Source organism: Streptomyces sp. DSM 40750 (assembly GCF_024612035.1).
Classification (GTDB): Bacteria; Actinomycetota; Actinomycetes; order Streptomycetales; family Streptomycetaceae; genus Streptomyces.
In genome coordinates, this window is the sequence record NZ_CP102513.1 from 2,333,523 (window position 1) to 2,355,991 (window position 22,469).

Annotated in this window: 19 protein-coding genes and 1 pseudogene; 2 read left to right on the top strand and 18 right to left on the bottom strand. The window is 68.1% G+C overall.

The genetic code is table 11. The features are described 5' to 3' along the window. Window positions 1–29 precede the first annotated feature (29 nt). From JIX55_RS51420 to JIX55_RS10450, 12 genes and pseudogenes are all read right to left on the bottom strand, one after another. Window positions 30–394, bottom strand: a pseudogene (locus JIX55_RS51420) (transposase); the annotation flags it as partial. Continuing rightward, window positions 394–1,230, bottom strand: a complete 837-nt coding sequence (locus tag JIX55_RS10400; RefSeq protein WP_257563021.1) for a shikimate dehydrogenase — start codon at window positions 1,228–1,230, stop codon at window positions 394–396. The pseudogene JIX55_RS51420 and the gene JIX55_RS10400, both read right to left, overlap by 1 nt. Beyond that, on the bottom strand, window positions 1,231–2,988 hold the full coding sequence (mltG, locus tag JIX55_RS10405) for an endolytic transglycosylase MltG (protein ID WP_257563022.1): 1,758 nt from the start codon (window positions 2,986–2,988) through the stop codon (window positions 1,231–1,233). It lies immediately after the preceding gene. Window positions 2,989–3,112: 124 nt separating this feature from the next. After that, window positions 3,113–3,577, bottom strand: a complete 465-nt coding sequence (gene ruvX, locus JIX55_RS10410; protein ID WP_257569282.1) for a Holliday junction resolvase RuvX — start codon at window positions 3,575–3,577, stop codon at window positions 3,113–3,115. Window positions 3,578–3,615: 38 nt separating this feature from the next. After that, window positions 3,616–6,288 (bottom strand): alanine--tRNA ligase, encoded by a 2,673-nt coding sequence (gene alaS, locus JIX55_RS10415; protein ID WP_257563023.1) that lies wholly within the window; start codon window positions 6,286–6,288, stop codon window positions 3,616–3,618. Then, window positions 6,288–6,662 carry a hypothetical protein gene (locus JIX55_RS10420; RefSeq protein WP_257563024.1) on the bottom strand — a complete coding sequence of 125 codons (375 nt, stop codon included), beginning with the start codon at window positions 6,660–6,662 and terminating at the stop codon, window positions 6,288–6,290. The genes alaS and JIX55_RS10420 overlap by 1 nt, the downstream gene beginning before the upstream one ends. 7 nt (window positions 6,663–6,669) lie before the next feature. Then, the gene (locus tag JIX55_RS10425; RefSeq protein ID WP_257569283.1) at window positions 6,670–7,116 is read right to left on the bottom strand and encodes a DUF948 domain-containing protein; all 447 of its coding nucleotides are present in this window, start codon (window positions 7,114–7,116) and stop codon (window positions 6,670–6,672) included. A gap of 193 nt (window positions 7,117–7,309) precedes the next feature. Next, window positions 7,310–7,924 (bottom strand): 30S ribosomal protein S4, encoded by a 615-nt coding sequence (gene rpsD / locus JIX55_RS10430; protein ID WP_005485453.1) that lies wholly within the window; start codon window positions 7,922–7,924, stop codon window positions 7,310–7,312. A gap of 298 nt (window positions 7,925–8,222) precedes the next feature. After that, window positions 8,223–9,578: a replication-associated recombination protein A gene (locus JIX55_RS10435; RefSeq protein WP_257563025.1), complete on the bottom strand. Its 1,356-nt coding sequence runs from the start codon at window positions 9,576–9,578 to the stop codon at window positions 8,223–8,225. A gap of 63 nt (window positions 9,579–9,641) precedes the next feature. Next, window positions 9,642–10,280 carry a vitamin K epoxide reductase family protein gene (locus JIX55_RS10440; RefSeq protein ID WP_257563026.1) on the bottom strand — a complete coding sequence of 213 codons (639 nt, stop codon included), beginning with the start codon at window positions 10,278–10,280 and terminating at the stop codon, window positions 9,642–9,644. 137 nt (window positions 10,281–10,417) lie between these two features. Continuing rightward, window positions 10,418–11,680, bottom strand: a complete 1,263-nt coding sequence (hisS, locus tag JIX55_RS10445) for a histidine--tRNA ligase (RefSeq protein ID WP_257563027.1) — start codon at window positions 11,678–11,680, stop codon at window positions 10,418–10,420. Between the two features lie 13 nt (window positions 11,681–11,693). Beyond that, window positions 11,694–12,413, bottom strand: coding sequence for an MBL fold metallo-hydrolase (locus tag JIX55_RS10450; RefSeq protein ID WP_257563028.1), 720 nt, complete (start codon window positions 12,411–12,413; stop codon window positions 11,694–11,696). A 167-nt stretch (window positions 12,414–12,580) separates the two neighbouring features. On the opposite strand from JIX55_RS10450, the gene JIX55_RS10455 reads away from it, so the two are divergent. Continuing rightward, the gene (locus JIX55_RS10455) at window positions 12,581–13,417 is read left to right on the top strand and encodes a peptidylprolyl isomerase (protein WP_257563029.1); all 837 of its coding nucleotides are present in this window, start codon (window positions 12,581–12,583) and stop codon (window positions 13,415–13,417) included. 135 nt (window positions 13,418–13,552) lie between these two features. Next, complete coding sequence (locus tag JIX55_RS10460; protein ID WP_257563030.1) at window positions 13,553–14,782, top strand: DUF349 domain-containing protein; 1,230 nt, start codon at window positions 13,553–13,555, stop codon at window positions 14,780–14,782. Between the two features lie 93 nt (window positions 14,783–14,875). Here JIX55_RS10460 and JIX55_RS10465 read toward each other — a convergent pair whose 3' ends face one another. The 6 genes from JIX55_RS10465 to yajC form a co-directional block, all read right to left on the bottom strand. Next, complete coding sequence (locus JIX55_RS10465; RefSeq protein WP_257563031.1) at window positions 14,876–17,428, bottom strand: RelA/SpoT family protein; 2,553 nt, start codon at window positions 17,426–17,428, stop codon at window positions 14,876–14,878. 219 nt (window positions 17,429–17,647) lie between these two features. After that, on the bottom strand, window positions 17,648–18,100 hold the full coding sequence (locus tag JIX55_RS10470; protein ID WP_257563032.1) for a hypothetical protein: 453 nt from the start codon (window positions 18,098–18,100) through the stop codon (window positions 17,648–17,650). Window positions 18,101–18,278: 178 nt separating this feature from the next. Further along, window positions 18,279–18,827, bottom strand: a complete 549-nt coding sequence (locus JIX55_RS10475; protein WP_257563033.1) for an adenine phosphoribosyltransferase — start codon at window positions 18,825–18,827, stop codon at window positions 18,279–18,281. Beyond that, complete coding sequence (gene secF / locus JIX55_RS10480; protein ID WP_257563034.1) at window positions 18,824–19,918, bottom strand: protein translocase subunit SecF; 1,095 nt, start codon at window positions 19,916–19,918, stop codon at window positions 18,824–18,826. The genes JIX55_RS10475 and secF overlap by 4 nt, the downstream gene beginning before the upstream one ends. Window position 19,919: 1 nt before the next feature. Continuing rightward, window positions 19,920–21,698: a protein translocase subunit SecD gene (secD, locus tag JIX55_RS10485; protein WP_257563035.1), complete on the bottom strand. Its 1,779-nt coding sequence runs from the start codon at window positions 21,696–21,698 to the stop codon at window positions 19,920–19,922. Between the two features lie 133 nt (window positions 21,699–21,831). Further along, a complete protein-coding gene (gene yajC / locus JIX55_RS10490; protein ID WP_257563036.1) occupies window positions 21,832–22,323 on the bottom strand; it encodes a preprotein translocase subunit YajC in 492 nt (163 codons plus the stop codon). Window positions 22,324–22,469 lie beyond the last annotated feature (146 nt).

Sequence of the window (22,469 nt, forward strand, 5' to 3'; positions counted from 1 at the left end):
GCTCCAGCATCGGCTGGTGCGGAGAATGATTTCTTCGCGGATCCTCGCGTCCGCCCGGCAAGCCGAATTTTCGGTCCGGGTGGTGGACAGGCACAACTCCCGTTCGATCAACGCCCAACCCTCCGCGGAGGCGTAGGTAAAAGACACCCCGAGCTGGCAATTGTTGATGTTCCCGGAGGTGCTGGTGTACTACCGCTGCACGTCGACCGAGTGGGGGCCCTTCTTGATGAAGCCGGTCTCATCCACGGCCAACACCATCCTCGACACCCAGATGTTCCAGCACGAAGCGCGAACCTCGTCACGGACCACACCGGCGGGGCAGTCGGTCTGGGTTCAGCGGCCGTTGCATGCCGTCCGGGCACAGCTCACCAGCCTGCTGGGCCAGCGTCCAATCTAGCGGCTGGTCAGCACCCGCTCTCCAGCCTTTCTCATCGCCTCAACCGGCACGGACTTGAATCCCGTCATTTGTTCCACCTGCAACACCGCTTGGTGTACCAGCAGATCGAGCCCGCTTACCACCGCACCACCGTACGCGGACCACCGCGCGGCTAGTTCGGTGGGCCACGGGTCGTACAGCACGTCGAACAGCGTCGTCGGCCGCTCCGGCACCGCACCGGACAGCACATCCGTCGCCCCGGCCGGCGTCGTCGCGATGACCAGCGGAGCGCTCAGCCCCCGCTCGGCGTCCGCCCAGTCCTCCGTACGCACCTCGACATCCAGCCGCTCGCCCCACTGCCGCATCTCGGCGGCCCGAGCCTCGCTCCGTACGTACGCCACGACCTCGCCGGTGCAGATCCGGGCGAGCGCGGCCAGCGCGGACGACGCGGTGGCGCCGGCGCCGAGGATCGCGGCGGACTCCACCTGCTCGATCCCCCGCTCCCGCAGGGCGGCGACCATCCCGGGGATATCGGTGTTGTCGCCGACCCGCCGCCCGTCCTCCGTGAACACCAGCGTGTTGACCGCCTCGACGGAGGTCGCCACCTCGCTGATCTCGTCCAGCAGCGGGATGACCGCCCGCTTGAGCGGCATGGTCAGCGACAGTCCGGCCCACTCCGGTCCGAGCTTCTCGACGAACCCGGGCAGCGCCTCCTCATCGATCTCGAAACGGTCGTACGACCAGTCGGCGAGCCCGAGTGCAGCGTACGCGGCCCGATGCAGCACAGGGGATAGCGAGTGGGCGATCGGCGAGCCGAGCACGGCGGCCCGGTGCTTGGTGGCGGTGCGGCTCATTTATCCGTTCTGCGCTTCCTGGTACTTCTTGCGGTTCCGGTTGTGCTCTTCGTTGGTCACGGCGAAAAGCGTCTCGTCCTTATTGATGGACACGAAGTAGTACCAGTCGCCCTTGGTCGGTTTGAGGGCTCCCTCGATCGCCTCGTCACCGGGATTACCGATCGGCCCGGGCGGCAGCCCCTTGATCTTGTACGTGTTGTAGGGGTCGTCGATCTGCCGCAGCGAATCGACCGAACCGGTCGCCAGCTTGGACTCGCCGCGCAAGTAATTCACCGTCGAGTCGAAGTCGAGCAGACCAGCCGTTTCCAGATTGTTGGGCTCAAGCCTGTTGTAGACGACCCGCGCGATCTTCTTGTAGTCCTTCTTATTGTTTCCTTCGGCCTGTACGAGGCTCGCCACCGTGAGCACCTGTAGCGGATTCTCAAGCTTCAGGTCATCAGCCTTGTCCTCCAGGTCGAATTCCTCGTACTTCGCCTTGGCGAGATCGACCATTTCCTTCAGGACAGCCTCGGGCTTCATACCCTTGGCGACCGGATAGGTGGACGGGTAGAGGAATCCTTCCAGCGGATCCTTGATGTCGTCGTTGTCGTTCGCCCAGTCGGGAAGACCGAGGGTCTCCCACTTCTTCTCGGCGACCTCCTCGGTCGTGCCCTTGTCGAGGCCCAACTCCTTGTCGATCAAGGAGTAGACATCGCTATTTCGCAGACCTTCCCTGACAGTGAAGTTGTTCTGACTCTTCGGATCGAGCATCAGGGCGAGAGCGCTTTCAGCGGACATCTCTTTCTTGAGCAGATAGACACCCGCTTGAACTGATGATTCAGGATTCTGCGCCTGGGCAGCCGTGAAGGCGTCCACGCTCTTGACGACCCCGGCCGCTTTCAGTTTCTGCCCGATCACAGAACCGAAGTCACCCTTCTTGATGGTGATCGTCACGGTTTCGTTCGTACCGTCCCCCGAATAATCGGGAGCCTCACCGAAACGACTCTGGTAGAACTGGTAACCGTAATAGCTGACGCCGGCGAAACCGCCGCCGAACACTATGACGACCACCAGGCAGGCGCAACCGCTGCGGCGCTTCTTGCCGCTCTTGCCCGGCTTTCCGGACTTGCCGCCACGGCCTTTCCGGTCGCCTCGGCCCCCGCGTTCCTCGGCCTCGTCGTCATCGCCGCCGCCCGCGAAGAACGCGTGCTCGCCCTGGTCCGGCCCGGGGTCCCAGTCGGTCCGCTCCCCGGTCGGCTGCGGCTCGGGATCGGGTGCGGGTTCCGCACGGCGGCGCGACGGCGGCTCCGGCGGCGGATAGGCGTCGGGCGTGCCGTAGAAGTCGGGCTGCCCACCGCCGTACGCCATGGGCTGGCCCCCGTAGGGGTCGCCCGGGTCGGCCGCGTAAGCGCCGTGCGCGTGCTGGTGCGTTCCGTTGTTCCAGCCGCCGTTGACCTGGTCGTACTGCTGCTGGTCATGACCGGTGTACTGCTGTTGGTGCTGGTTCTGGCCGGGGTACTGCTGCTGCCCGGGGTCCCCGTACTCCTGCTGGTACTGCTGCTGGGCGTAGGCGTCCTGGTGGCCGTTGCCCCAGCCGCCGTTGCCGTTGTTGTCGTACTGCTGCTGGAACTGCTGCTCCGGGTAGTGCTGCTGCGGCTGGCCGCCGTAGGGGGACTGCTGACCCGCCTGGGCCTGCTGTCCGCCCCATCCGTCGTCCCCGTACAACGGGTCATCCGGATGCCACGGTTCGGAGCCTGGGCCCCGGCCATACTCAGTCATCGATCCCCTAGAGCCGCGAGGCGGCGATCACGCGGGGCCGGTGGCTCGGCTTTCGTCCCCGCCTCTTTTTGTGCGGTGGCTGTTCGAAGGCCCCCGCATCGCGCGGAACGTTACCGTATCGCGATCAGATGACCACTTCGACGCCCTCGCCCGGAGCTTTACCTGACGTCCGTTCGGATTCCAGGGCCTGTTGCAGGATGATTACGGCTGCTACCTGGTCAATGACCGACCTGCCCTTTTTGGATTTCACACCCGAGGCACGCAGTCCTTGACCGGCCGTCACTGTGGTCATCCTCTCGTCGAGGAGTCTGACCGGAACGGGCGCGATCATGCGGGCCAGTTGCTGGGCGAAGCCCCGGACCTTGACCGCCGCCGGGCCCTCGCCCCCCTTGAGGGAGCGAGGGAGGCCGACGACGACCTCGATCGGTTCGTACTCCTCGACGAGTTGCCCCAAGCGGCGTTGCGCGGCCGGAACATCGCGTCCGGGGACCGTTTCGACCGGGGTGGCGAGGATTCCGTCGGGGTCGCAGGAGGCGACCCCGATACGGGCGTCCCCGACGTCGATCGCGAGCCGACGGCCGCGGCGCATGACCGGGCCGTCGTCTTCGCTCGTGTGACCTGTGGTGCTCACTTGGCCGTCTCGGTGACCAGACGCTCGACCGCGTCGACGGCCTCACCGATGGCGGCCGGGTTCTGGCCACCGCCCTGGGCGACGTCCGGCTTGCCGCCACCGCCGCCGCCGAGGGTCTTGGCGGCCGTACGGACCAGATCGCCGGCCTTGAGGCCGCGTTCGCGGGCGGCCTCGTTGGTGGCGATGACCGTCAGCGGCTTGCCGTTCACCGTGGTGAACAGAGCGACCACGACGGCCCGTCCGCCCTGGGTGCGTCCACGCACGTCGAGCACCAGTTTGCGGAGGTCGTCGGCGGTCGTGCCGTCCGGGACCTGACCGGTCACCAGAGCAACACCGCGAACGTCCTTGGCGGACTCGGCGAGACCGGCGGCGGCCTGCAGCACCTTCTCGGCGCGGAACTTCTCGATCTCCTTCTCGGCGTCCTTCAGCTTGCCGAGCATGGCGGAGACCTTCTCCGGGAGCTCCTCCGGGCGGCCCTTGATCAGCTCCTGCAGCTGGGCGACGACCGTGTGCTCACGGGCGAGGAAGTTGTAGGCGTCGACGCCGACAAGGGCCTCGATGCGGCGCACACCGGAGCCGATGGACGACTCGCCGAGCAGCTTCACCAGGCCCAGCTGGGCGGTGTTGTGGACGTGTGTGCCGCCGCACAGCTCCTTGGAGAAGTCGCCGATGGTGACGACGCGGACGCGCTCGCCGTACTTCTCGCCGAACTCGGCGATGGCGCCCTGCTTCTTGGCCTCGTCGAGGCTCAGGATCTCGGCGTGCACGTCCAGGTCGCGGGCGAGCACCTCGTTGATCTTCTGCTCGACGTCGGTCATCACGGCCGTCGGAACGGCGGAGGGGGAGCCGAAGTCGAAGCGGAAGCGGCCGGGCTGGTTCTCGGAACCGGCCTGGGCGGCCGTCGGGCCGAGGGCGTCCCGCAGGGCCTGGTGGGTGAGGTGCGTGGCCGAGTGGGCGCGGGCGATGGCCGTGCGGCGACGGCCGTCGATGGAGGCCTGGGCCTTGGCGCCGACGGTCACTTCGCCGACCTGGACGACGCCCTTGTGGACGTACACGCCCGGGACCGGCTTCTGACAGTCGCGGATCTCGATGACGGCACCGGAGTCGACCTTGATCCGGCCGGTGTCACCGATCTGACCGCCGCCCTCCGCGTAGAACGGGGTGCGGTCGAGGACGATCTCGACCTCGTCGCCCTCGGTGGCGGCGGGCGAGGACAGACCGTCGACGAGGATGCCGACGACCGTCGACTCACCCTCGGTGTCCGAGTAGCCGATGAACTCGGTCTCACCGGCGGCGTCGGCGATCTCGCGGTAGGCCCCGAGGTCGGCGTGGCCGGTCTTCTTGGACCGGGCGTCGGCCTTGGCCTTGTCCCGCTGCTCCTTCATCAGGCGGCGGAAGCCGTCCTCGTCCACGGAGAGGCCCTGCTCGGCGGCCATCTCCAGGGTGAGGTCGATCGGGAAGCCCCAGGTGTCGTGGAGCAGAAACGCCTTGTCGCCGGGCAGCTGCTTGCCACCGGCGGTCTTGGTGTCGGTGATGGCCGTGTCGAGGATGTTCGTGCCGGCCCTCAGCGTCTTGAGGAAGGCGTTCTCCTCGGCGACGGCGACCTTCTCGATGCGCTCGCGGTCGGTGATGAGCTCGGGGTACTGCTGGCCCATCATGCCGATGACGACGTCGATGAGGTCCTTGACGACCGGGCCGGTGGCACCGAGCAGCCGCATGTTCCGGATGGCGCGGCGCATGATGCGGCGCAGGACGTAGCCACGGCCCTCGTTGCCGGGGGTGACGCCGTCGCCGATGAGCATCACGGCGGTGCGGATGTGGTCGGTGACCACGCGCAGGGACACATCCGACTCGTGGGCGTCGCCGTACGAGACGCCGGTCAGCTCGGTGGCCTTGTTGATGACGGCCATGGAGGTGTCGATCTCGTACATGTTCTGCACGCCCTGCAGAATCATGGCGAGGCGCTCCATGCCGAGGCCCGTGTCGATGTTCTTGCTGGGCAGCTCGCCGAGGATCTCGAAGTCCTCCTTCGAGGTGCCCTCGCCGCGCTCGTACTGCATGAAGACCAGGTTCCAGATCTCCACGTACCGCTCGTCGTTGACGGCCGGGCCGCCCTCGACGCCGAACTCCGGACCACGGTCGTAGTTGATCTCGGAACAGGGGCCGCACGGGCCGGGAACGCCCATGGACCAGTAGTTGTCCTTCATGCCGAGGCGCTGGATGCGCTCCTTGGGCACGCCGATCTGCTCGTGCCAGATGCGCTCGGCCTCGTCGTCGTCCTTGTAGACGGTGATCCAGAGCTTCTCCGGCTCCAGGCCGTAACCACCCTTGTCCTGGGAGCTGGTGAGCAGCTCCCAGGCGTGCTTGATGGCGCCTTCCTTGAAGTAGTCGCCGAAGGAGAAGTTGCCGCACATCTGGAAGAACGTGCCGTGCCGGGTGGTCTTGCCGACCTCTTCGATGTCCGGCGTACGGACGCACTTCTGCACGCTGGTGGCGCGGGCGAAGGAGGGCTTGACCTCACCGAGGAAGTACGGCTTGAAGGGGACCATACCCGCGTTGACCAGGAGCAGAGTCGGGTCGTCCGCGATGAGCGACGCCGAAGGGACGACGGTGTGACCGCGCTCCTCGAAGAAGCTCAACCAGCGGCGGCGGATTTCAGCCGACTCCATCAGTGGTCCTCATTCCGGTTGTACGGGTACGACGAGCTCTCGACGTACCTCGGATTCCTGCTGTACTTCGGGGTGTTGGTGTTCTCGATGGCGACGACGCGCCTCGGGGCCGGAAGCTCCGGATACCGGTCGGGGTTGGCCTCGATGCCGAGGGCCTCGCCCAGTTCGGCCTCCCGCTGGGCCATGTTGTCGCGGACGTCGAGCGCGAACCCGACTGCCCGGTCCTTGAGCTTGTGGCCCGCCTCGATCGCCTTGTTCGCCGCCTGGGTGGCGAGGTGCTCGGGAGTGAGCTGCTTGAGCTTGCGGTTGACCTTGGTGGTGGCCCACACTCCGGCGGCGACACCTGTGGTGAACCAGAACGTACGGCGGAACATCGCTCGGTCAGTCCTTCTTTCCACGGGTGTTGCGCTTGCTCCGGCGCGTGCCCGGAACGGTGCGTCCCACGATCACGGTACGACGCTGCTCCTTGGCGGGCTCGCCCTCCGTGCGGCCGCCCATGGCCCGGCGTACGCCGTAGCCGAAGGCGGCGACCTTGACGAGGGGGCCGCCGAAGGTGGACGCGACGGTCGTGGAGAGCGCCGAGGCGTTCGACGTGACCTCCTGGACGTCGGACGCGATGGCGTCGACCCGTTCGATCTGCGTCTGCGCGGAGCGGACTGCGGTGGACGCGTCGGCGAGGAGGGGGACGGCCTGGTCGGTCACATCCGCGACGAGCTTGGTGGTCGCCTTGAGCGTCTGGGCCAGCCTCGCCAGCGCGACGGCGAGGAAGGAGACCAGGATCGCCCAGAAGACGGCCACCAGGATCCCGGCCACCTCTCCACCGGACACTGTGTGCACCCGCTCCCTGGAACATGCCTGAACGTCGAAAATTCGTGTCCCGAGCCTATCGCGCCGGGGCGATCGCTCAGTACCGCATTAACGCGTACCGCAGTAAGGCGAGAGCCCGCCGCCCCGCCCGCCTCGGAGGGCGGGGAGACGACGGGCTGACGCGCGGTGGGTGACTACGTCCGTCGAAGACGGATCAGCGGGCGTAGTACTCGACGACGAGCTGCTCGTCGCAGATGACCGGGACTTCCTTGCGGTTGGGCTCGCGGTCCAGGCGGAACGCCAGGGCCTTGAGGTTCACCTGCAGGTAGCGCGGGGTCTCACCGTCCGCGGCGAAGCCACCCTCACGGGCGACCTCGAACAGCGGCTTCTGGCGGCTGCGCTCACGGACCATGACGACGTCGTCCGGCTTGACGCGGAAGGACGGCTTGTCGACCTTGTGGCCGTTGACCTCGATGTGGCCGTGGACGACCATCTGGCGGGCCTGGTAGATCGTGCGGGCGATGCCCGAACGCAGGACCAGCGCGTCGAGACGACGCTCGAGCTCGATGATCAGGGCCTCACCGGTCTTGCCCTGGACCTTGGAGGCACGCTCGTAGGCGCGGACGAGCTGGCGCTCGGACACGTCGTACTGCGCGCGCAGACGCTGCTTCTCGAGCAGACGGACCTTGTAGTCCGAGTTCTGCTTGCGGCCGCGGCCGTGCTCACCCGGCGGGTAGGGGCGGGCCTCGAAGTACTTGACGGCCTTCGGGGTCAGCGCGATGCCGAGGGCACGCGACTTCTTGACCTTGGGGCGGGACTGGTTCGCCACTTCTTTTCCTTTTCTTATCGGCTGCCTCAGGGTTACGGGAGGTCGCATCCGCAGCCGGGGATTCCCGTCTCGTCCACGAGGGACTTGTCGGGCAGCCGTTCCCCTGGTCTGGGCACATACGTGCAGCACACGAACGGCCCACCGACCGGTCCCGGAATCCGAGTGGTGGTGGGCGGCCCGCGACACCTACGACGGTGCGCGACGCTCCTGGATCAAAAGATCCGGCTGGATGTCCCGCCTGAGGCGCCGACCGGAGCCGGACACGGGACGCAGCACTGTGGACGAGTCTACAGGGGGATCAGGACTGCTTCCGACCGAGGCGCTTCCTGGTCCACTCCACCGCGTCGGCGTACCGGGCCTCCGTTCCGTGCCTGGTCGGTGTGTAGTACTTCCGCTCCTTGATCGCGTCCGGTGCGTACTGCTGGGCGGCGATCCCCTCGGGCAGGTCGTGCGGGTACACATACCCCTGGGCGTGCCCCAGCTTGGCCGCGCCCTTGTAGTGCCCGTCCCGCAGATGCGGGGGCACGGGACCGGCCAGGCCCTTGCGTACGTCCTCCATGGCGGCGCCGATGGCCATCGTCGCGGCGTTCGACTTCGGGGCCAGAGCCAGGGCGATGGTGGCGTGGCTGAGGGTGAGCGCCGCCTCGGGGAAGCCGATCATGGCGACGGCCTGGGCGGCCGCGACGGCTATCGGCAGCGCGTTCGGGTCGGCCAGGCCGATGTCCTCGCTGGCGGAGATCATCAGGCGGCGGGCGATGAACCGGGGGTCCTCGCCTGCCTCGATCATCCGGGCCAGGTAGTGCAGCGCGGCGTCGACGTCGGAGCCGCGGATGGACTTGATGAGGGCGCTGGCCACGTCGTAGTGCTGGTCGCCGTCGCGGTCGTACTTCACGGCGGCGCGGTCGACGGTCTCCTCCAGGGTTTGGAGCCCGATCTCCTGCTCCCCCTTGTCGAGGGCGGCGCCGGCCGCGGCCTCCAGGGCGGTCAGGGCGCGGCGGGCGTCGCCGCCGGCGATCCGCAGGAGGTGGGCTTCGGTGTCGTCGGGGAGGGTGACGGCGCCCTTGAGGCCGCGCTCGTCGGTCAGCGCGCGCTTGAGGAGGCCGCGCAGGTCGTCGTCGGTGAGCGGTTCGAGGGTGAGGAGCAGGGAGCGGGAGAGCAGGGGGGAGATCACCGAGAAGTACGGGTTCTCCGTCGTCGCCGCGATCAGCGTGACCCAGCGGTTCTCGACGGCCGGGAGCAGGGAGTCCTGCTGGGCCTTGCTGAAGCGGTGGATCTCGTCGAGGAAGAGGACGGTCTCCTTGCCGAAGCCGCCGGTGGCGCGGCGGGCGCCCTCGATGACCGCGCGGACCTCCTTGACGCCGGCGGTGATCGCGGAGAGCTCCACGAAGCGCTTGTTGGTTGCCTTGGAGACGACGTACGCCAGGGTCGTCTTGCCCGTACCGGGCGGGCCCCAGAGGATCACCGAGGAGGGGCCGGCCGGGCCGCCGCCGGACTCGCCGACCAGTCTGCGCAGGGGTGAGCCGGGCTTCAGCAGATGCTGCTGGCCCACGACCTCGTCGAGGGTGCGCGGACGCATCCGTACGGCCAGGGGGCTGGCGGCAGGGTCCTTCTCCTGGCGTTCTTCTGCGGCGGCGGTGAACAGATCGGGCTCCACACCGAAAACCCTATGTCACCGCACTGACAATCCGGTCGGGGCCGTCAGCCCGCCCTCGGACCGTCAGCTGGTCCAGAAGTCCCACCAGCGGGTCAGGATCAGCATGCCGATGACGCCGATGTGCATCACGGGCAGCACCCAGGTGAACTCGCCGAAGAAACCCTTCAGCCAGCCGGGCGCGGGCAGGAAGCCGTTGCGGATGTTGAAGGACGTGACGTACCAGAACATCAGGATCGTGGCGACCCAGGCCAGGCAGCACCACAGGCAGAGCGAGTTGATGTTGTACAGCGACTGGTACTGCAGCCAGGTCACGAAGCCGACGCCGAAGAGGGTGCCCGCGTTGAAGGTCAGCCAGTACCAGCGCGGGAAGGACGCCCGGCCGAGCAGGCTCATGCCGACGCAGATGACGATGCCGTACGCGGCGAGGCCGAGCATCGGGTTGGGGAACCCGAAGGCGGAGGCCTGGTCGCTCTTCATGATGTTGCCGCAGGAGACCACCGGGTTGAGGCTGCACCCGGGGGTGAAGTTGGGGTCTTCGAGCAGTTTGAACTTGTCGAGCGTGATGACCCAGGAGGCGAGCAGGCCTGCCGCGCCGGTGATCAGCAGCAGGATCGCGAAGGCACGACTGCCGCCCACCGTGCGTGGAGCCGCGGTGGGCTCCCGCTCCGTGGAGGAGACGTTCTTGACTGTCGTCTTGCTCATCACGTCGTTTCCATGGTTTCGAAGGGGCCTCTGGGGCACGGTCATTGTGCCGTACACACTCGCGCGTGCACCGTTCGCTGGACATAAAAGTCGCCCCTACCGCCCGTAAGGGGCAGTAGGGGCGACAACGGCTTGACTCAGCCCAGCCGGGCCTCCAGCTCGGCGACGATCTCGTTCACGCCGATGGCGGCCTGCTCGCCCGACTCCATGTCCTTGAGCTGGACGACGCCCTCGGCGAGGTCGCGCTCCCCGGCCACGATCGCGTACCGCGCCCCGCTCCGGTTGGCGTTCTTCATCGCGCCTTTCAGGCCCTTCCCGCCGTACGAGAAGTCGGCCGCGATGCCCACCTTGCGCAACTCTGTGACCTTGGCGAAGAGCAGGCGGCGGGCCTCCTCGCCGAGTGGGACGGCGAACACGCTGGTGGCGGCGGGGAGTTCGAGCTCGATGCCCTCCGCCTCCAGGGCCAGCACCGTACGGTCGACACCAAGGGCCCAGCCGACCGAAGGCAGCGCCGGGCCGCCGATCATCTCGGACAGGCCGTCGTAGCGGCCGCCGCCGCCCACCGCGGACTGGGAGCCGAGTCCGTCGTGGACGAACTCGAAGGTCGTACGGGTGTAGTAGTCCAGGCCGCGTACCAGTTTCGGGTCGTCCTCGAAGGAGACGCCCGCAGCCGTGATCAGCTCGCGCACCTCCTCGTGGTACGCCTTGCACGCGTCGCACAGGTAGTCGCGCAGGAGTGGGGCGTCCCCGAGCTGCTTCTGGACCGACTCGCGCTTGTCGTCGAGGACCCGCAGCGGGTTGATCTCCGCGCGGCGGAGCGTGTCCTCGTCCAGGTCCAGGCCGCGCAGGAACTCCTGCAGGGCGGCCCGGTAGACGGGACGGCACTCCTTGTCGCCCAGGCTGTTCAGCAGTATGCGGAAGTTCCGCAGCCCCAGCGAGCGGTACGCCTGGTCCGCCAGGATGATCAACTCGGCGTCCAGGGCCGGGTCTTCGGCGCCGATCGCTTCGGCGCCCACCTGGGAGAAGTGCCTGTAGCGGCCCTTCTGGGGGCGCTCGTAGCGGTAGTACGAGCCGGAGTACCAGAGCTTGACCGGGAGGTTGCCCGCCTTGTGCAGGTTGGCTTCGAGGGCCGCGCGCAGCACGGAGGCGGTGCCTTCGGGACGCAGGGCGAGCTTGGTGCCGCCCTTGGTCTCGAAGGCGTACATCTCCTTGGTCACGATGTCGGTGGACTCACCGACACCGCGCGCGAACAGCTCGACGTTCTCGAAGCCGGGTGTCTCGATGTAGCCGTAGCCGGAGTTGCGCAGCGGCGCGGCGATGGCCTCGCGGACGGCCAGGAACTTGGCGCTGTCGGGGGGCAGCAGGTCGTACGTGCCCTTGGGGGCCTGAAAGGTGCTCACGGAAGGTCTCTCGTCACATTCCTCGTCGGGGAGCCTCGGGGGCGCCGCGATCCTGGTGGCCTTCGGCCGCCACTTGCCGCAGATACGGGTTGGCGGCGCGCTCCTGGCCGATGGTCGTCTGGGGGCCGTGGCCGGACAGCACCACGGTCGAGTCGTCGAGCGGCAGGCACACGCGGGCCAGCGAGTCGAGCATCTCGGCCATGTCACCGCCGGGCAGGTCGGTGCGTCCGATGGAGCCGGCGAAGAGCAGATCCCCGGAGAAGAACACGGAGGGGATCTCCGTGTTCTCGGGCATCCGGAAGGTCACCGACCCCTTGGTATGGCCGGGCGCGTGCGCGACGGACAGCTCCAGACCGGCCAGCTTCAGCTCGGCGCCGTCGGTCAGCTCCTTGACGTCGTCCGGCTCCCCCACGGTCAGCTCGCCCATGAGCGGCATGCCGATGGAACGGCCGAGCGCCTTCTCGGGGTCGCTCATCATGTACCGGTCCTGGGGGTGGATCCACGCCGGTACGTCGTGCGCGCCGCACACCGGGACGACCGAGGCCACGTGGTCGATGTGACCGTGGGTGAGGACGACGGCGACGGGCTTGAGCCGATGCTTCTTCAGCGTCTCCTCGACTCCCTGGGTGGCCTGGTGGCCCGGGTCGATGATCACGCACTCCTCACCGGCGGCGGGGGCGACCAGATAACAGTTGGTCCCCCAGGCCCCGGCGGGGAACCCGGCAATGAGCACGATCGTCCTTCTTGTGGCGTACGAGGGTGGGTTGCTGTGGATCAGAGCCTACCGGCGCTGCCGATTCCTCAGCGAACCCATATACGGTACGGGTCACACGTAAACAGTCGACTCAACGGACGCGCGACGCACCCGTCGACGTACGAGACGCATGAGGAGAGAACCCCGTGGTCAGCCAGGAGCAGCGGCGGCGTCAGCTCGCCCGGGAGAAGTTCTTGCGGCAGCAGCAGCGGCGTACGTCCGCGCGGCGCCAGGCACGAGTCCGCAACGCCGTGATCGCTTCGGTGCTCGGCGTGATCCTGGTGGGCAGTGTGGCGCTCTACACGACCGACGTCCTCAAGGGCGACGACAAGAAGGACAACGCGAGCGCGGAGGTGACCCCGAGCGCCTCGCCCAGCAAGGCGCCGGACCCGTGCGAGAAGGCGGCCGAGGGCAAGGTCAAGGAGCTCACCTTCAAGAAGGAGCCCGCGATCACCGTCGACAAGGCCGCGAAGTACACGATGGATCTGCAGACGACCTGCGGTTCCATCCCCATAACGATGGACGCGGCGAAGGCCCCGCACACCGTCAACTCGTTCAACTTCCTGGTGAACAAGGGCTACTTGGACCACACCAAGTGCCACCGGCTCACCACGCAGGGCATCTACGTGCTGCAGTGCGGTGACCCGCAGGGCACCGGCATGGGCGGTCCGGGCTACACGATCCCGGACGAGAACCTGAAGGACTCGCGTCTCAAGGGCGATGTGTACCCGGCGGGGACGGTCGCGATGGCGAACCAGTTCAACGCGCAGACGGGCGAGGGCAAGAACAGCGGCGGCAGCCAGTTCTTCCTCGTCTTCCAGGACAGCCCGCTTCCGGCCAACTACACGCCGTTCGGCACGATCTCCGAGGCGGGGATGAAGGTCCTCACGAAGATCGCCAAGGCCGGTGAGAACACGGGAATGGGTGATGGGACGCCCAACGCGACCGTCGTGATCAACAAGGCGACTGTCAAGAAGTCCTGACCACCGGCAGTGAAATTTCGGTCGCGCGGGATGCGGACAGGCAACCCGCCGGTCGCCTATGTTGGCCGTGACGAAACTGTGGACGATGCCCGGGGGAGCTGAGGCCCCCCGCAGGCATCATGTGGAGGAGGCGCTGTGAGCAGCGACCCGTGGGGCCGCGTCGACGAGACGGGGACCGTGTACGTGCGTACGGCCGACGGCGAGCAGGTCGTCGGTTCCTGGCAGGCCGGCTCCCCTGAGGAGGCGCTGGCCTACTTCGAGCGCAAGTACGAAGGCCTGGTTGTCGAAATCGGCCTCCTCGAGAAGCGCGTGAAGACCACCGACCTGTCGGCGAAGGACGCGCAGGCCGCGATCGGCCACATTCGGGAGCAGGTGGACGCGCACCACGCGGTCGGTGACCTGGACGCGCTGAAGGTGCGGCTGGACAAGCTCGTCGAGACCGTCGAGGCACGCCGCGAGGAGCGCAAGCAGCAGCGGGCGAAGCAGTCCGACGAGGCTCGGCACGCCAAGGAGGCCCTGGTCACCGAGGCGGAGGAGCTGGCCCAGTCCGATCAGTGGCGGGCCGCCGGTGAGCGGCTGCGCGCGCTGGTGGACACCTGGAAGGGTCTGCCGCGGCTGGACCGCAAGTCCGACGACGAGCTCTGGCACCGCTTCTCGCACGCCCGCTCGGCGTTCTCCAAGCGTCGCAAGGCCCACTTCGCGCAGCTCGACTCGCAGCGTGAGGACGCCCGCAAGACCAAGGAGAAGCTGGTCGCGGAGGCCGAGGCGCTGTCGAACTCGACCGACTGGGGTCCCACGGCGGCGCGCTACCGCGAGCTGATGGCCGACTGGAAGGCCGCGGGCCGCGCCCAGCGCGAGCATGAGGACGACCTGTGGAACCGCTTCCGCGGCGCCCAGGACGTCTTCTTCGCCGCCCGCAGCTCCGTGTTCGCCGAGCGCGACGCGGAGCAGGCCGAGAACCTCAAGCTCAAGGAGGAGCTGGCCGGGGAGGCGGAGAAGATCCTGCCGGTCACGGACCTGAAGACGGCCCGTGCCGCCTTCCGCTCGGTCAACGAGCGCTGGGAGGCCATCGGCCATGTGCCGCGCGACGCCCGCCCGAAGGTAGAGGGCCGGATGCACGCGGTCGAGCGGGCCATCCAGGAGGCCGAGGAAGCGGAGTGGCGCCGCACCAACCCGGAGGCCCGCGCCCGCGCGGCCGGCCTCACGGGCCAGCTCCAGGCCGCCGTCGACAAGCTGACGAGCCAGATCGAGGCCGCTCGTACCCAGGGCAACAACGCCAGGGCCGACAAGCTCCAGAAGGAACTGGACGGCCGCCAGGCCCTGCTGGACCAGGCGCTGAAGGGTCTGCAGGAGTTCGGCGGCTGACGCCTGCGGCTCAGCAGTGAGGGGCTCCCGTACGGTTCGTACGGGAGCCCCTCACTCGTTCAGATGCTCTTCCGCCTGCCTGTCCCCGGCCCGCTAGGGCCTGCGCGCCGACGTCACCCGGTACACGTCGTAGACGCCCTCCACGCCCCGTACGGCCTTCAGGACGTGGCCGAGGTGCTTCGGGTCGCCCATCTCGAAGGTGAAGCGGGAGGTGGCGACGCGGTCGCGGGAGGTCTGGACGGCCGCCGACAGGATGTTGACGTGCTGGTCGGACAGGACGCGGGTGACGTCCGACAGCAGGCGGGAGCGGTCCAGGGCCTCGACCTGTATCGCGACGAGGAAGACCGAGGACTGGGTGGGCGCCCACTCGACCTCGAGGATGCGCTCGGGTTCACGAGACAGCGACTCGATGTTGACGCAGTCGTTGCGGTGAACCGATACGCCACTGCCTCGGGTGACGAAGCCGATGATGGGGTCGCCGGGGACGGGCGTACAGCAGCGGGCGAGCTTGACCCAGACGTCGTCGACGCCCTTGACCACCACACCGGGGTCGTTGCTGCCGCGCCGCTTGCGGCCACGGCCTCGGCTGGGCGGTACGGACTCGTCGATCTCCTCGGTGGCCGCCTCCTCGCCGCCGAGGGCCTGGACGAGCTTCTGCACCACGCTCTGCGCGGAGACATGGCCTTCGCCTATGGCCGCGTACAGCGCGGAGATGTCCGGGTAGCGCATCTCGTGGGCGAGCGTGACCAGGGAGTCGCCGGTGAGGATGCGCTGGATCGGCAGGTTCTGCTTGCGCATGGCGCGGACGATGGCGTCCTTGCCCTGCTCGATGGCCTCGTCGCGGCGCTCCTTGGAGAACCATGCGCGGATCTTGTTGCGGGCCCGGGGGGACTTCACGAAGCCGAGCCAGTCGCGGGACGGGCCCGCGCCGGCCGCCTTGGAGGTGAAGACCTCCACCAGGTCGCCGTTGTCGAGGGTGGATTCGAGGGGTACCAGTCGGCCGTTGACCCGGGCGCCTATGGTGCGGTGGCCGACCTCGGTGTGGACCGCGTACGCGAAGTCGACGGGGGTCGCACTGGCCGGCAGCGCTATCACGTCGCCCTTCGGCGTGAAGACGAAGACCTCGTTGCGCGACAGGTCGAAGCGCAGCGACTCCAGGAACTCGCTGGGGTCCTCGGTCTCCTTCTGCCAGTCGAGGAGCTGCCGCAGCCACGCCATGTCGTTGAGGTGGTCGTCCTTGCCGGTGCTCCTGGGCGCGTCCGAACGCACCTTGGAGGCGCCGGCGACGGCCTCCTGCTTGTACTTCCAGTGCGCGGCGATGCCGTACTCGGCGCGGCGGTGCATGTCGAACGTACGGATCTGGAGTTCGACCGGCTTGCCGTTGGGCCCGATGACCGTCGTGTGCAGCGACTGGTACATGTTGAACTTGGGCATCGCGATGTAGTCCTTGAACCGCCCCGGAACCGGGTTCCAGCGGGCGTGGACGGTACCCAGGGCCGCGTAGCAGTCGCGGACGGTGTCCACCAGGACGCGGATGCCGACCAGGTCGTAGATCTCCGCGAAGTCACGGCCGCGGACGATCATCTTCTGGTAGACGCTGTAGTAGTGCTTGGGGCGGCCGGTGACGGTCGCCTTGATGCGGGCGGCGCGCAGGTCGGCCTGGACCTCGTCGGTCACTATGGCCAGGTACTCGTCACGCTTCGGTGCCCGCTCGGCCACCAGCCGTACGATCTCGTCGTACATCTTGGGATAGAGGATCGCGAAGGCGAGGTCCTCCAGCTCCCACTTGATGGTGTTCATACCCAGGCGGTGGGCGAGCGGCGCGTAGATCTCCAGGGTCTCGCGCGCCTTCTTCTCCTGCTTCTCACGCTTGAGGTAGCGCATGGTGCGCATGTTGTGCAGGCGGTCGGCGAGCTTGATGACCAGGACGCGCGGGTCCTTGGCCATGGCGACGACCATCTTGCGCACGGTCTCGGCCTGGGCTGCCTCGCCGAACTTGACCTTGTCCAGCTTGGTGACGCCGTCCACGAGGAGGGCGACGGAGTCGCCGAAGTCGCGGCGGAGCTGGTCGAGGCCGTACTCGGTGTCCTCGACCGTGTCGTGCAGCAGGCCCGCCATCAGAGTCGCCGGATCCATGCCCAGCTCGGCGAGGATGGTGGTGACGGCGAGCGGGTGCGTGATGTACGGGTCGCCGCTCTTGCGCTTCTGGCCGCGGTGCCAGCGCTCGGCGACCTGGTAGGCCTTCTCGATCTGGCGGAGCGTCGCCGTCTCGATCTTCGGGTCGTTGCTGCGCACGATCCGCAGCAGCGGTTCCAGGACCGGGTTGTACGGGTTGGAGCGCTGCACGCCGAGGCGGGCGAGCCGGGCGCGTACGCGGTTGGAGGAGCCGGAGCGGGCGGGCTGGCCCGTGGCGGCGGGGCGGGCCGGGGGCGCCGGGGTGGGCTCGGGCGCGGGGCGTTCGGCGGGGGCGGGCTTGGGGCGCGACGGCCCGGCGGCCTTGTCGGCGGGCGCGGACTGGGCGTGCTCGACCGAACCCTGCGCGGACGGGGCGGGGTTCGCCTTCGTCGGGTTCTGCGCGGGCTTGGCCGCGGGGCCCGAGGCGGACTCGGGCTTGGCGGCGGTCAGGTGCTGGGCCTCGTCTGCCAAGAGGGCTCCTCGTGCGCGATCCGGGTCCCCCGGTCAGGCTCCGGAAACCCCATGGTAGCGATCCCGCGCCCCAGGATCGCCTTCAGGCCACTGTGAGGGCCGTCTACCGGTGAAACACGAGAGGCGGGCACCGGATTCCTCGGGGCCCGCCTCGGGGGGTGCGCGGGGTACGTGCGGTGGTCGGTCACCGCACGTCAGAGGTGTCGGCGCACAGGACTGTCAGCGCCACTTGAGCATCGCGAAGCCCTTGATCTGGATCTCCTTCGTGGCCGCCACATTGCCCCAGGGGAGGTTCTTGAAGGAGCCGGACTTGCCGCAGAGGGGCTTGGTCCACTTCGTCTTGTAGCCCTTCGGGCCGCCCTTCACGAAGTACTTGGCCTTGACGCAGGGGCTGCCCTTCTCGGCCTTCCACTCGTAGCCGACCTTCAGGCCGGGGCTGCCCAGGATGCTGCAGCCCTTGGCCTTGCTCCACTTGCCCGGGACGCCGACGGCGTTCCACCAGCTGTTGCAGCCGGCCCTGGCCGACCGTTCCTCGGCCGCCGCGGTGGTCTTGGCGGAGCCCTGGGTCGCGTTCGCGGGGGCGGCGACGGCGGTCAGCGCCGCGACCGATACGACGGCGACCGCTCCGGTCGTGAGCTTGTACGTGATCGACACCCATTCCTCCCGTTTCATGATGTTTCGGGTGGTCGAGGTCGATCTTGGCAGCAGGGACCAAGCGGGACCATCGCTTCGGGCGGTCCGGGCGTGGTGGCTCCGAAGGAGCGCTCGACGGTTCCGTACGCCGGGAACAGCGCGACGGGCGCCCCGGGACGAATCCCGGGGCGCCCGTCGTGTGATCGTCCGCCGTGTGTCAGACGGTGATCAGGGCCTCCAGCGGTGCCCCGGCCAACGCGGAGTCCAGTCGCTGCCGGCCCGCCAGGAAGGACAGCTCCATCAGGACCGCGACGCCCGCCACCTGGGCGCCCGCGCGGCGGATGAGCTGGATGGAGGCCTCGGCGGTACCGCCGGTGGCGAGGACGTCGTCGATAACCATGACACGGTCGCCCGCGACCAGGTCCTCGGCGTGCACCTCGATCTCGGCGGAGCCGTACTCCAGGTCGTACGCCTGGCTGAGCGTGGCTCCGGGGAGCTTGCCCGCCTTGCGTACGGGGATGAAGCCGACGCCCGCCCGGACGGCGGCCGGGGCGCCCAGGATGAAGCCCCGGGCCTCCAGGCCGACGATCTTCGTGGCGCCGTGCCGCACGGTCAGCTCCGCCAGCGCGTCTGTCAGCGCGGTGAACGCCGCCGGGTCGGCCAGCAGCGGGGTGATGTCCTTGAACATCACGCCCGGTTCCGGGTAGTCCGCGACGTCGCGGATGCGGCTGAGCAGCAGCGTCGTGACTTCTGCGAGCTCGGTCATCGCCGCTTCCCACCCCGGCCGCGGCTGCGGCTGCCGGCCTGGGCGCGCGGACCGACCACCGCGGGGGTGGCGTCCGCCGGCTCGTCGTCGTACGGACCGTCGGCGGCCGGCTCCACGTCGTGGTCGGCCTGGGCACGCTTGGCGAGCACCCGCTTCCTGACGGCCTTCATCTGCGGCTCGCGCTCCTTGAGGTCGGCGACGAGCGGCGTGGCGATGAAGATCGACGAGTACGCACCGGCCGCGAGACCGACGAACAGCGACAGCGAGATGTCGTTGAGCATGCCCGCGCCGAGGACACCGCCACCGATGAACAGCAGGCCGGCCACCGGCAGCAGCGCGACCACCGTCGTGTTGATCGACCGCACCAGGGTGCTGTTGATCGAGCGGTTGGCGATCTCGGCGTACGTCCAGCGGTTCTGCTTGGTGATGTCCTTCGTCTGCTCCTTGAGGCTGTCGAAGACGACGACCGTGTCGTAGAGCGAATAACCGAGGATGGTCAGCAGACCGATCACCGTGCCCGGCGTCACTTCGAAGCCGACGAGGGCGTAGATGCCGATCGTGATGGTGATGTCATGGATCAGGGCGACGAACGCGGCGATGGCCATGCGCAACTCGAACGCGATCGCCAGGTAGATCACCACGAGCACCAGGAAGACCGCGAGGCCCTGCCAGGCCTTGGTGGCGATCTGCTCACCCCAACTGGGGCCGACCAGGTCGGCGTTGATCGTGTCCGCGTCGACCTTGAGGTCCTTGGCGAGGTCCTGCTTGATCTGGTCGGACTTGGCCGTGTCCACACCGGAGATCTGGATGCGCAGGGTGTCGTTGCCGAGCTTCTGGACGATCGCGTCGTGGCCGGAGGCCTCCTCCGCGTACGTCTCGGCCTGGGTGACCGAGACGCTCGTGCGCTCCGTGGTGAAGACGGCGCCGCCCTGGAACTCGATACCCATGGTCAGGCCGCGCACCGCCAGGCCGACGATGGCCGTGATGGTGATCAGGATCGAGACGCCGTACCAGATCTTGCGGTTGCCGACGAAGTCGTAACCGACCTCGCCGCGGTGGAGTCGGGCTCCGAGGTCACCGAGCTTCGACATCTCAGGCCTCCTTCGGGTCGGCGGGGACGACGGGACGGCGGGTGCGGCGCAGCGGCGGCCGGGCACCCAGTCGCTTCGGGTCGAGACCGGACCAGGTGTGACCGCCCCCGAAGAACTTCGTGCGGGCCAGCAGCGTCAGCAGCGGCTTCGTGAAGAAGAAGACGACCACGACGTCGAGCACGGTCGTCAGACCGAGCGTGAACGCGAAGCCCTGGACCTTGCCGACGGTGACGATGAAGAGCACCGCGGCGGAGAGGAACGACACGAAGTCGGAGACCAGGATGGTGCGTCGGGCACGCGGCCAGGCCCGCTCGACGGCGGGGCGCAGCGTACGGCCTTCGCGGATCTCGTCCCGGACGCGTTCGAAGTACACGATGAACGAGTCCGCTGTGATACCGATCGCGACGATCGCACCGCAGACCGCCGGGAGGTTCAGCGCGAAGTTGATGGTCGGACCGAGCAGCGCCATGATCACGTAGGTCAGTGCCGCCGAGACCAGCAGCGAGGCGATGGCGATCAGCGACAGGCCGCGGTAGTAGACGATCAGGTAGATCATGACCAGGGCCAGACCGATCGCACCGGCGATCAGACCGGCCTCCAGCTGGTCGCCGCCGAGCGCGGGGCTGACGGTGGTGACGCTGGACTCCTTGAAGGTCAGCGGGAGCGCGCCGTACGACAGCATGTTGGCGAGGTTCTGGGCCTCCTCCTGCGTGAAGCTGCCGGAGATCTCGGCCTTGCCGCCGGTGACCGCCGCGCGGACGTAGGGGTGGGAGACGACCTCGTCGTCGAGGACGATCGCGAACTCGTTCTGCGGGGAGGTCTGGCTCGCCAGCTGGCCGGTGATGTCGGCGAACTTCTTCTCTCCCTTGGAGTCGAAGTCCATGACGACCTGCCAGCCGGTGCCGTTCTGCGTGTCGAGCAGCGCCTGGGCCTTCTCGACCTCGGTGCCGTCGACCCCGACCGGGCCGAGCACGAACTTGCTCCAGCTGCCGTTGTCCTGACCGCAGGCCACGACGACGTCGGTGGTCTTGCCCTTGCCGGCCTCGGCGCGCTGCTTCGGATCGTTGCAGTCGAGGGCGGCGAACTTGGCCTGGAGGGCCTGGGTCTCCGCGTCGACGCTCGGGCTCGCCGACGGCGAGGCGCTGTCGGAGGCCTTGGCGGACTCGGAGCCGCTGCCCGACGGCGTGGGGTCGGCCTTCAGCGCGTCGGTCACCGCACGGCCCTGGGACGTGGCGGAGGTCGACGGGCTGGCGGAGTCACCGGCCTCGGGCGAGGTCGCCTCGTCCTTGCCGTCGGAGCTCGACGGGCTCGGTGAGGCGCTGCCACTGGGGCTGGTGCTCGGCGAGCCGCTCGGAGTCTCCGGCGTGACGGAGCCGACCTGGCTCTGCAGGACCGGGCGGAAGTACAGCTTCGCGGTGGTGCCGACCTGTTCCCGGGCCTCTTCGGAATCCGTGCCCTTGGGAATGTTGACAATGATGTTCTCATTGCCCTGGGTCTGGACCTCCGCCTCGGACACGCCCAGACCATTGACACGGCGGTTCATGATCTCGACCGCGGTGTCCATGTTGGTCTTGTTGATCGCGTTGGGCTGGCCGGGCTCGTTGATCGCCGTCAGTGTGATGCTCGTACCACCGGCGAGGTCGATGCCGAGACGCGGAGTGGTGTGTCCGGAGGCAAACATTCCCCCGGTGAGCGCCACAAGGGCGATCAGGATGAGGGCCAGCGCGCGACCAGGCTTGCTCTGGGTGCTCGCGCTCCGGCCCTTCTTCGGTGCTGCCACCTTCTCGTACTCCCTCTCGGGCCGCCGTGCGCGGGGTCAGCGCGGGGACGGCCATGACTGGTGTCGGGAAGCCCGGCGAAAACGGCACGTGCCCGGGGCGCGGGCGGTTCTCGCTCGCACTCCCGGGACGTGACTACTTCGCGTCGGACTCGCCGGTCTTCTTCGGCTCTGCTTCGTCGGCCTTCGCCTCGTCGGTCTCGTCGGTCGCGTCGTCGGACGCGTCCTTCTTGCCGAGGTCGATGGGCTTGTCGTCGGAAGCGGCGGAAGCGTCGTCGGAGGGCTCGTCGGTCTCGGTGAGGGAGGAGGCGTCGTCCGGGACGACGTCGGACTTCAGGTCATGCTCGATGCCGTGGACGATGCGGTTGTACTCCTCGTCGCTGAGGACGGCACCGATGGAGTTCTTGGCGAACAGCAGCTCGACGCCCGGCCCGGCGTCGAGGAGGACCGTGTCCTCGCTGACCTCCTTGACGGTCGCGTACATGCCCCCGATCGTGCGGACGCCGGAACCGGGCTGCATCTGGTTCCGCATGTCGACGGCCTGCTGTTGCTTCTTCTTGGCCGATCGGGTCATCAGGATCATGGCCCCGATGAGCACGATGAACGGGAGGAGGGTCACGAGACTCACGGGTCGGAACTTCCTTCACACGACCGCGATGGCGAGCGGCCTGATGGTTGGGGGTATGTGTGTCGCCGACAAGGGCGGCATCGGCGGAGTCTAAGCGAGTCCACCGTGATGGAACAACGCACAGCATGTCACCGGGGTTCCATGCC